The organism is Tunicatimonas sp., from assembly GCF_049647865.1.
GTDB lineage: Bacteria > Bacteroidota > Bacteroidia > Cytophagales > Cyclobacteriaceae > Tunicatimonas.
This window is the reverse complement of record NZ_JBARYM010000612.1, coordinates 1-9,540: the sequence shown is the minus strand read 5'-3', so window position 1 is coordinate 9,540 and position 9,540 is coordinate 1. Positions and strand designations below refer to the sequence as shown.

Annotated in this window: 7 protein-coding genes; 3 read left to right on the top strand and 4 right to left on the bottom strand. The window is 44.1% G+C overall.

The window, feature by feature from the left end; genetic code table 11:
- Window positions 1-5: 5 nt before the first annotated feature.
- From WBA23_RS17910 to WBA23_RS17895, 4 genes are read right to left on the bottom strand one after another with little or no spacing between them, the layout of a single operon-like run.
- Window positions 6-2,450, bottom strand: a complete 2,445-nt coding sequence (locus WBA23_RS17910) for a leucine-rich repeat domain-containing protein (RefSeq protein WP_424583655.1) — start codon at window positions 2,448-2,450, stop codon at window positions 6-8.
- Window positions 2,443-3,336, bottom strand: a complete 894-nt coding sequence (locus tag WBA23_RS17905) for a hypothetical protein (RefSeq protein ID WP_424583654.1) — start codon at window positions 3,334-3,336, stop codon at window positions 2,443-2,445. Before WBA23_RS17905 ends, WBA23_RS17910 begins: the two co-directional genes overlap by 8 nt.
- Before the next feature lie 8 nt (window positions 3,337-3,344).
- On the bottom strand, window positions 3,345-3,920 hold the full coding sequence (locus WBA23_RS17900) for a hypothetical protein (RefSeq protein WP_424583653.1): 576 nt from the start codon (window positions 3,918-3,920) through the stop codon (window positions 3,345-3,347).
- A complete protein-coding gene (locus tag WBA23_RS17895) occupies window positions 3,920-4,585 on the bottom strand; it encodes a hypothetical protein (RefSeq protein WP_424583652.1) in 666 nt (221 codons plus the stop codon). Before WBA23_RS17895 ends, WBA23_RS17900 begins: the two co-directional genes overlap by 1 nt.
- 298 nt (window positions 4,586-4,883) lie before the next feature.
- Here WBA23_RS17895 and WBA23_RS17890 point away from each other — a divergent pair, with 298 nt between their 5' ends.
- The 3 genes from WBA23_RS17890 to WBA23_RS17880 form a co-directional block, all read left to right on the top strand.
- Window positions 4,884-7,139: a SulP family inorganic anion transporter gene (locus WBA23_RS17890; RefSeq protein ID WP_424583651.1), complete on the top strand. Its 2,256-nt coding sequence runs from the start codon at window positions 4,884-4,886 to the stop codon at window positions 7,137-7,139.
- Window positions 7,140-7,480: 341 nt separating this feature from the next.
- Window positions 7,481-8,209 carry a DUF6261 family protein gene (locus WBA23_RS17885; protein WP_424583650.1) on the top strand — a complete coding sequence of 243 codons (729 nt, stop codon included), beginning with the start codon at window positions 7,481-7,483 and terminating at the stop codon, window positions 8,207-8,209.
- Window positions 8,210-8,519: 310 nt separating this feature from the next.
- Window positions 8,520-9,540 (top strand): hypothetical protein (locus tag WBA23_RS17880; RefSeq protein ID WP_424583649.1); only part of this gene is annotated, 1,021 nt, incomplete at its 3' end.

Sequence of the window (9,540 nt, the reverse complement as noted above, 5' to 3'; positions counted from 1 at the left end):
GTATACTAGTAGTGCACTACCTCACAATCAGGATTTGCCTGCCGAAACTTACGCACTTCTCGGTCAGAGATACGAGTATTGTAGCAGCGTAGCATCTGTAACTGATTTAAATCACGAAGATGCTTTAGTTTCTTTACATCGGTATTGTAGCACTCTAATTGGCGGAGGTTAATTAGGGAAGAAAGGTGCTTCAGTTTATCTACTTGGGTGCCGGAGCACTTTAAAGTCTCAAGCGATATTAAATCTCGTATAGGGCGCAAATCTTCTACCGGAGTGTTTTGAAAGTCAAGGTAAACTAGATCAGTAAGTGAAGATAGTGGCTCCAGACTACGAATAGGGTTACGGGCACAGATTAATGCCCGAAGTGTATACATATCGCTCAAAGGCGACAAGTCAGCTACCCGAGTGCCCGTTAGCGTAAGCTCTGTTAATCTAACAAACTCTTGAAGCGGCGCTAAAGAATTAATCTGACTATTGTCTTCAATTGTGAGCGACCCTAAGAACGCCAGTTCGTGTAATTGCTCTCGATCAGGAACATCGCCCACCACTACCTGTTCCTGCAATTCTTTTTTCCAGGCCGGAGAGAGAGCGTTCCACCATAAACTTAGCTGGTCAGTTTTATAAATAATGATAGTCTCGGGATGCTCTCGGATGAACTGTCGGATTTTACTTGGCTCAATAGGAGTATTTTCGCAGCTAAGCCGCTGAATACCTGATATATTGTTCAGCGGCAGTAGACTACGGACCTGTGTCTGATCAAAATTTAATACTTTAAGATTACGAGCGTCACTCAGCGCTCCAATGCTATCTACCCTGGTACCCGCTAGGTTGAGATGCTCCAAGTTTACCATGCCCTCCAACGGCGTTAAGTCACGAATACGGGTATTTGCACAATCAAGAGTTTTAAGGTTGGTTAATGCTGCTAGTGGTTCTAACGTTTGAACAGAAGCGTGATCACTAATGTCAATCTCGGATAAGTTGGCTACTTGGGCTAAGTTCTCTTTATTGATAGTATCTAATGATACATATTTTCCAAAAATCTGTTGCCAGTCCGGGTCCAGTGCCTGCCACCAGTCCAGCATTTGCTCCGAGGCATAAATAACCAGCACCTGAGGATTAATCGCCATAAAACGGTTGGCTTCTGGCTTTTTAACCGGGGTGTTATCGCAGTATACTTTTTGCAACTTGGGCAGACCATTTAGCGATTCCAGGTTGTCAACAGGAGTATTATTAATGACCAGGGTTTCTAGATTAATCAGCGCTTTTAATGGTTCTAAGTCTACTACTGGAGTATTTTCCAGATTGAGCCAAGTGACACTGGCAGCACTGGCTACGGGTTGTAAATCGCTGATACTCGTTTCGGATACATCCAGATAGACCAGACTAGTCATAGCGGCCAGCGGCTCTATATTGGTAATAGCCGTGCTGGCACAGCGCAAGTCTTTCAGTCCTTTTAGCGCAGGTAGCTGATGCACGTACGTATGGCTACAGTATAATTTCTCTAGCTTACTAAAATTAGTTAACACCTCTAAATCATCCACACTGGTATACTCACAATTAATCTCGCGCAGACTGGTAGCATATTTGAGCGGAGACAAGTCTGATACCGGGGTTTTACTACAGTTGAGTGATTCTAACTTGGTAAGGTTCCGCAGGGGGTAAAGATCACCTAGTTGAGTATCAGAAATATCTAGATAGCGAAGATCAATCAGTTTTCCCAGGGGTTCTAGATTATATACCTCCTGATTACCCGAGATGTTAATCTCATCGAGCCTTACAATTTCTCGCAGCATTCGGTAATTGGCTGAATCCCAATCTTGAGCACCTACCTGAGCTTTAAAATATTTCTGCCAAGGCTCCGATACATCCGACCACCAGTTAGCTAGTTCCTCCCGCTCGCTGAGTTTGGTGGTGTAGATGCTGGCAATTTTCAGGTCTTTCGCCGACTCATTTAAGTTAATTTCCACGTAGCGTATCTGGTTAGCATTCACCGTATCGCCGTCTACTGTGGTGCCTTGCAAATTACGACTAAGTGTTACTCGGAAGAATTTTTTGCCGTTGTTCACGTAGTAGCTTACATCATCTACGCTCAAATCAAAGGTTGCCTCTTCAAAGAAAAAGTCAATATCTTTTAAGTAAGCCTGCACGTTTTTGTTAGTAACCACACTACGATCTTCGTCTAAATCATCTTCTACCTGCACATCTTCATCGCGAAAAGCCTTTAAGTAACTTTGAGCAATGATAGTTTCTTTTTGCTGCGTGGTTGCTTCCGGATTACCCAGAAAGTTCATCATGTACTCCAAAAAAGAGACTAGTTCTTTTGACTGTTCCTGATATTCAGCAATCACTTCGGGAGAAAGTTCGTCGCCGGTCGATTGCGCTACGAGGATCGGGCAAACGACCATACTTAGCCAGAGTGACAATAAGGTAGCGGTAATTCGCTTATTCATCTTCGTAAAAAATGTACTCAGTTAATAGCTCTTTTTCCTGGGGTGTTGCTTTGGATAAATCGGCAATAAGCCAACCACGATTATAACCGGGCCGACTGAACTTAGCCAGTTGAAAGTACCAGCCATCTACCTGAAAGAAGTGAAATTTAACATTGTTAACCGTTTCGAAGCGTAAGTTAGAATTTTTAATCTCATAGAGCAAGATGGAAAGATAATCCGGTTGGTAGCCCCGCGCCAAAAACTGATCTACTTTTGCTTTATTATCCTGAAACACCCTCCGAAGATTCATAAAATCCAGCTCATGACTCATTGGGTGCAGAAAAGGCATTCCCCCGGTAGTATCGCTATCGAACAGTTTGGCAAACGGAGCAAAATACGCTTTCGTCAGAATCCATTTAGAACCGACTTTTTCTTCTTGCAGCCGTAAGAACAGGGTGGCTTCTTGCCGCTTACCTTGGTAATTAAATTGAGCCTTTACTTCGGCAAACCACTCTCCCCCGTGAAAGTCCAGGAAAGTAGGATTAGAAGAACCGTTGACGGTGTTGATGAATGCTTGTTTATCGGCGGCCGATATGCCCCTATTTTGGTTATCAAACAAGTTTTCCAGGTATTTCTGGCGCAGCTTAGGGTTACGGTATCCTTTATTACCACTATAGTAGCGCTTACCTTCAATGTCTTCCTCACCATTAAAGCGCCGGAAAAATTGATTTACCTGTTTGGTTTCGGCGTACAGCACGTCTTCACCCCCCAAATATTCACCAATGCCCTGAGCGAAGAGTCCGGAACTACTAAACGATAATATACCTACTAAATAAATGACAAAAAAGACTACGTTTCGGCAGTGGGCCTCCGGTAGTCTGACTAAAAACTTTTTGCTGTTATGCATTAATGTTATTATGTGGTGGTTTCGGAAACCCGTATATCTCCGAGTAACACATCCCAGAAATCAATAATACGTCCTCCGATCTGCGTTTCTTTTTTCTGAACAAAAACAGTAATATCTTTTTTAGTAGTGTCTTTGTACTCCAACCCATCGTCTGAAGTGCCTTCAAACCGCTGGTAGATAGTAATTACTCCAACAAACGTGCCATCGGGCTGCTGCTCCAAATCGCTGATGTACTGGATGTCGTACCATTTTATACTAACTTTATCGTAATTCAGGGCCATTAAATGTTCGAAATAGCCTCTTGTTCCGTAGTAGGTAATTTCGTTAGTTGTTAGTGAAGATACCCCGATTTCGGCTCCGGCAGCAAATAACTCTTCAGCCCGGTCAATCACCCGGTTGGCTTCTGAGAAAGGAGTGTCCTTATTTCCAATAATGCTGATATATTTACTCAAATCGCGGACTTTTTCTAATGCCAGCGAATCAATGGCTAATTTACGATCTGGGCTAATCGTTTCCTGTGCTTGGACCAAGAAGGAGGTTGCTCCAATAAGAAACACGCAAAAGTATATGGCAGAAAATTTCATTAGTTGTATCGTTTAATAAGTTCTAGTTCTTTGATTTTTCCGTTTGCATCGAACACCATATTGTATACTTCGTTCGGGCTTTTCTTGGTGTCTTTCAGGTAGTTTAAATACTTGCTGATCGTAGTTGGTTCGTCGTAATCAGTTTGCCCTCCGCTCTGGCTAATAATAATAAGTACTGGAGTTTCGGATGAGGCAAACATATCAATGGCACTGCGTATTTGGGAGTTAGCATCGCTATTACTCTGTGCAGTAGCTACCCGGCCAAATAGGTTATTCAGGTCAGACTCGGAGGTAGGCCCGCTATCAGTTGCCGTTGGACGTTCCTCTGCACGCCGAGCGGCGGCTCGCTCATCGGCAATAATTCCTTCGGCTCGATTAATTAACGTTTGAATTTCAGCATCCTGTAAGTTCATATCCTTCACCCCTTCTACTACCGCTTCTTTTTCGTCAGTAGACATGCTACCCTGATCGTTAATCACTGATAATAAATCGGCTCGGGCTTTAGCAATGCGCTCCAGTCGAGCCTTTTCGGCCGCTCTAGCTTCTTTTTTCGCTTTACAGCCAGTTGGCCCTAGTGCTACAATGGTAAATAAGAGTAGTACAATCCAGGAGTAATTCATCCGGCGAAATATAACCGACCGGGGCGGGAAGTTCATTGATTGCATAATTTGTGCTTAGTTTTTATCAAAATTTAGGTAAAGAATCTAAGGTACGGGTTTACTGACTATTTCAAAAAATATACCAAACGCAATTAATGATTGATGAGTAACGATTAATCTTTACTATTTCTCATCAGTCATTCAATTATTGTTCATTATCCATTCTGCATAGGTAGTACAAAATTGGAATCTTTTCGGACTTTTCTGATAAATAACCACTCCTGATTATCCCATCGTATTTTTAGCTACACAAAATTACAATTTTTGATTATCTTATTCGGTCAACATTACCTAGCTAATCATTATGATTCCTATTAATCCAGATCAAATTCCACCCGATGGGTGGCAGGGGTTTAAGCGCTACTGGCGCACAGATCTGGTAGCAGCATTGAGTGTGGCCTTGGTAGCACTACCGTTGGGTCTGGGAATTGCGGTTGCCGCTGGCTTCCCCCCAATGTCAGGGTTGATTTCAGTCATTGTGGGTGGGCTGGTGACCACATTCATTCGGGGAAGCCACGTGGGCATTAATGGCCCGGCCAATGCTTTGATTATTGTGGCCCTATCAGCTTCCGAAAGCATGAGCCTGCCCGGTCAGTCGGGATTACCTTATACTATGGCGGTTTTTGTGGTATCCGGTGGTATACAAGCCATAATGGGACTACTACGACTAGGGAAACTAGGCAATCTGGTTCCTACCTCTACCATTCACGGTATGTTGGCCGCCATTGGCTTTCTCATTATTGGTACGCAGATTCACCACGCTTTGGGTATCTCAGACGCAAGTTTTTCAGAACTGCTGACTCGCCCGGAAATACTATTGCAGGCTAATCCGTTCATCATAACAATTACTATCGTTTGTCTGGCCATTCTAGTCTTTTATAAGGATATAGAAAACCGAACTATCAAACTACTGCCCGCTCCGATGTGGGTGCTGATTGTCGCTATTCCACTATTCTTTGGGTTTCGCTGGCTTTCGCAAGAATTTTATCCAAATACTGAACAGTTGTCTAATGAGTTTCTCATTCAGATACCAACTGATATTACGCAAGGCTTAGCTTTTCCGGACTTCTCTCGCATAAACGAACCCGTATTCTGGTTAACAGTTTTTATAGTAACGATTGTGCTATCGCTAGAGTCTTTAGTCATCTCTAAAGCAGTGGATAAGCTTGATCCTTATAAGCGGAAGACAAATCTTAACAAAGATCTATTCGGAATTGGTGTAGCTACTGTAGTCTCTGGTTTTTTGGGTGGACTACCCATCACGGCCGTGATTGCCCGTAGCTCCGTGAATATTACTAACGGCGCAACCACGCGTTGGTCAAATTTTATGCACGGACTCATTGTGCTCCTCTTTGTGGTAGTGTTTACTAGCTTTATTCAGAAGGTTCCTCTTGCCGCTTTAGCCGCCATCCTGTTGTTCACGGGGTATATGCTTACGTCCCCTCGGGTATATAAGCGGGCCTACCAACAAGGCTGGGAGCAGTTAACCATACTTGTTGTTACGTTAGTTGCTATTCTCCTGACCGATCTTATGTCAGGATTGCTAGTGGGTATCGGTTTCACACTACTGCTGCACTTTTTCCGAAGCGGTATGCCGCTCCCTTTATTTCTGCGCTATATGCGCCGCCCTTACATTAAAGTGGTTCAGGAGAAAGAACAGTCGTACTTACTGAAAATCAAAGGGATCATCAACTTCACTAATATTCTACAGATACAGAATAAAATAAAAAAGCTAAACGCCGACGATAATGTAGTAATAGACTTCTCTCACGCTCGGGTAGTAGATTACACTGTGCTGGAATACTTACACGAATACGCTGAAAAATATAATCAGAACGGTGGCGAGTTTCATTTTACTGGATTAGATGTGCACAAAACCTCCTCTCACCATCCGTACGCCTTGCATGTATTAGAGAAGCCTAAGCCTAAACTGATACGGCTTACACGCCGACAAGTAGAGCTCAAGCAACTGGCTGCTTCTAACAAATGGGGCTACAACCCAGAGGTTGCCTGGGATATTGGTGATCTCAACCGCTTTCTGTTCTTTAAACCGCGCCCAGTGGAATATATGAGTAACCAGATTAGTGGCAACTATCCAAACTTAGGCGTGCAGTGGAAGATAGGCGATGTCTCATTAAAGGATGCATTTATTTCGTTTGAAACCTATCGGCTTACGGTAGAGGTACTTTCGTTACCATTTATACTTCCTATATTTTCTCTGGAAGAAGAGTCGTTCCTCGACCGTATTTCAGTAATTGCCGCGCAGCAGGATATTGACTTTAACGAATACCGTAACTTCTCGCGGAAGTTCTTGCTACAGGGTACCGATGAAGCTGGCATTCGCGCGTTGTTTACAGCGAATCTTATTCATTTTCTAGAGAAGAGCGACATCTACCACCTAGAGAGCAATGGAAAAGAGCTACTCATCTTTAGACACCTTCGGATAGCTAGCCCTCGCGAGATTCTAAAAATGGTTGCGTATAGTAAAAACTTGGTAACCAAGCTTCACCAAAGAACCACGCCCCCTACCACTAAAACTACTCCAGACGAAGTACACTAGCCGATTTACATCCTAAAAAAGTTAGCTGACACGGTAGGCAGAAATTCTCATTTACTAAATAGACTCATTCCCGTGTCGGTGAGTCATTGTTTGTAATCGATCACTCAATTCCCGTGTCAGCAACTCGTCGTTCGTAATAGACAAGCAAACTCCCGCGTCAGCAACTCGTCGTTCGTGATCGACAGGCAAACTCCCGCGTCAGCAGCCCATCGACTAGCAGCATAGACTATTCATATTAATAAGTTTCCTACGTATGTACTGAATGCTAGCGGACTGGCTTTTATTCTGAATCAGACCATACCAAATTTGGGGTGTATCGTAAAAATCTAAACCATATTAATATGATTACGTCCGCTACTATTGGTAGATACCGCATTAAAGAGTTTATTCAGTTTATCCAAAACTCCCTGATTATTATTAATCAGCATAGCCCGAACAAGCTCCGGATTAAAGCCCAGTACAATGGGTTAAATAAAGAGTTTTTGCAACTAGAGCAAGCGTATAAACAAGAAAGCATGAGCGAAACCGGGATCAAACTGGTGGAGTTAGATGCTCAACGCGATCAGGCCATTATCTGCTTACGAATGATTAGCGAAGGTTACGTTCGGCACCCTAAAGAGGCCCTGCGAAGTGCGGGCGAACTGGTGGTAGATTGTATCAACAAGTACGGTACCCGTCTGTATAGCTTAAACTATAGTGCCGAAACGGCTGCGCTGAAAAACATTGTACGCGATCTTCAGTCTATCCCTACTTGTGCTCAAGCAATCAAAGATATGCACCTGGAAGAGGTAGTGAACGAGATGAAAAAAGCCAACCAAGAATTTGAGCAAGTGTTTATTCAGCGATTAGAAGAAACGAGTAAGGAGGAGACCCAAAGTACTCGTGAACTGGTACAAAGTACTTCGGAGGCGTATCGCACATTGGTTAAGCATATTGAAGCCCACGCCACGCTGACCCCTTCAGCGGAGTATACTTTGTTTATTAATCATCTGAATGAAAATATTGAACACTTCAACCAGATTGTAGAGCGAAGAAGGTTGGATAATACGGATGAACCAGTAATGACCTAAGTTTATATTGCAACCTGCTTTCTTTAGTGTATCACCCCCCGCCCCCGTTGACTGCCAAATTATTCTCTAGAAGACGCTCTTGGGCTATCAGGGCCCAGCGGTGTTTAGCGTTCTTCATTATTTGAATCGGCCCGATCCGATTTACTTAATTATTAGGCGATCTACTTCCACCATTTGCTCAGTGTCTGTTCAACGCTGGGAACGGCATAGTATAATCATAATTGTATTACGACTCCATTTACTCATGAAACTGACTTATGTAACAAAAGCAGTTAGAGTGGATATTTTGAGAAGTGAGATATCTCTAACTATGCAACTGGTTAAGTACGCTAAAATAAGTAGCACGATGATTAAATTTATCAGATGTACGACATACGTAGCTCTTTTACTCAGCCTATTATTTAGCTGTACTGATACAGAGGACCCACCTGCCCAAAAACAGATAGGCGAATTGATTATCACCCCGGTGCAACTGGGGAAACTGGAGTTTAACCAAATTGAAGGCGAAGTTACCACTGACTTTACCATTACCCGTGATGAGTTGTGGATACTCAATGGCGGACTCTCTGTGGAGGGCGGCGCTACGCTAACTATTGAGGCCGGTGCTACTATTTACGCTGCCTTTAATAAAGAAACTAGTTACCTGACCGTGCAACGCGGGGGTAAGATCATTGCTGACGGCAGAGCGGATGCTCCCATTAACTTCACCACCATTCGCGAGTTAGCCAGTATTCCTCAACCCGGCGACTGGGGCGGCATCATCATTAACGGAAAAGCTCCGGTGAACCTGGCAGGAGGGGAAGGCGAGGGAGAAGGAGGAACCGGTACTTACGGCGGCTCGGACCCTAACGATAACTCAGGAATACTAAAATACGTCGTAGTAGCTTATGCCGGAAAGCAGCTCGGCCCGGATAATGAACTAAACGGCATCTCGCTAAACGGAGTAGGGCGAGGCACTACTGTGGAGTACGTAGAAGCCATCTACGGAAAAGACGACGGCATAGAGTTCTTCGGTGGAACCGTCAATGTTAAGTACGCTCTGTCATTAGGCAATGCCGACGACTCCTTCGACTGGACCTACGGTTGGTCGGGCCTGGGACAGTTCTGGGTAGTTCAGCAAGACCCCTTCGGGGGCGACCGAGCGATTGAGGCCGACAATAATGAAGATGATTTTTTAGCTAGTCCCTTCTCTCAACCTATCGTTTCTAATCTGACGCTGCTAGGAGCCGATGATGGCGACGGAAAGAACACTGGTATTAAACTAAGGCACGGCACCCGAGGCTTCATCTACAACGCCCTGGTGAGCAACTTCCCTAAGGATGGAGTAGACG

Bases quoted from the DNA above. Each gene is read 5' to 3' on its own strand.
- WBA23_RS17910 (WP_424583655.1), bottom strand. From the start codon at position 2,450: ATGAATAAGCGAATTACCGCTACCTTATTGTCACTCTGGCTAAGTATG.
- WBA23_RS17905 (WP_424583654.1), bottom strand. From the start codon at position 3,336: ATGCATAACAGCAAAAAGTTTTTAGTCAGACTACCGGAGGCCCACTGC.
- WBA23_RS17900 (WP_424583653.1), bottom strand. From the start codon at position 3,920: ATGAAATTTTCTGCCATATACTTTTGCGTGTTTCTTATTGGAGCAACC.
- WBA23_RS17895 (WP_424583652.1), bottom strand. From the start codon at position 4,585: ATGCAATCAATGAACTTCCCGCCCCGGTCGGTTATATTTCGCCGGATG.
- WBA23_RS17890 (WP_424583651.1), top strand. From the start codon at position 4,884: ATGATTCCTATTAATCCAGATCAAATTCCACCCGATGGGTGGCAGGGG.
- WBA23_RS17885 (WP_424583650.1), top strand. From the start codon at position 7,481: ATGATTACGTCCGCTACTATTGGTAGATACCGCATTAAAGAGTTTATT.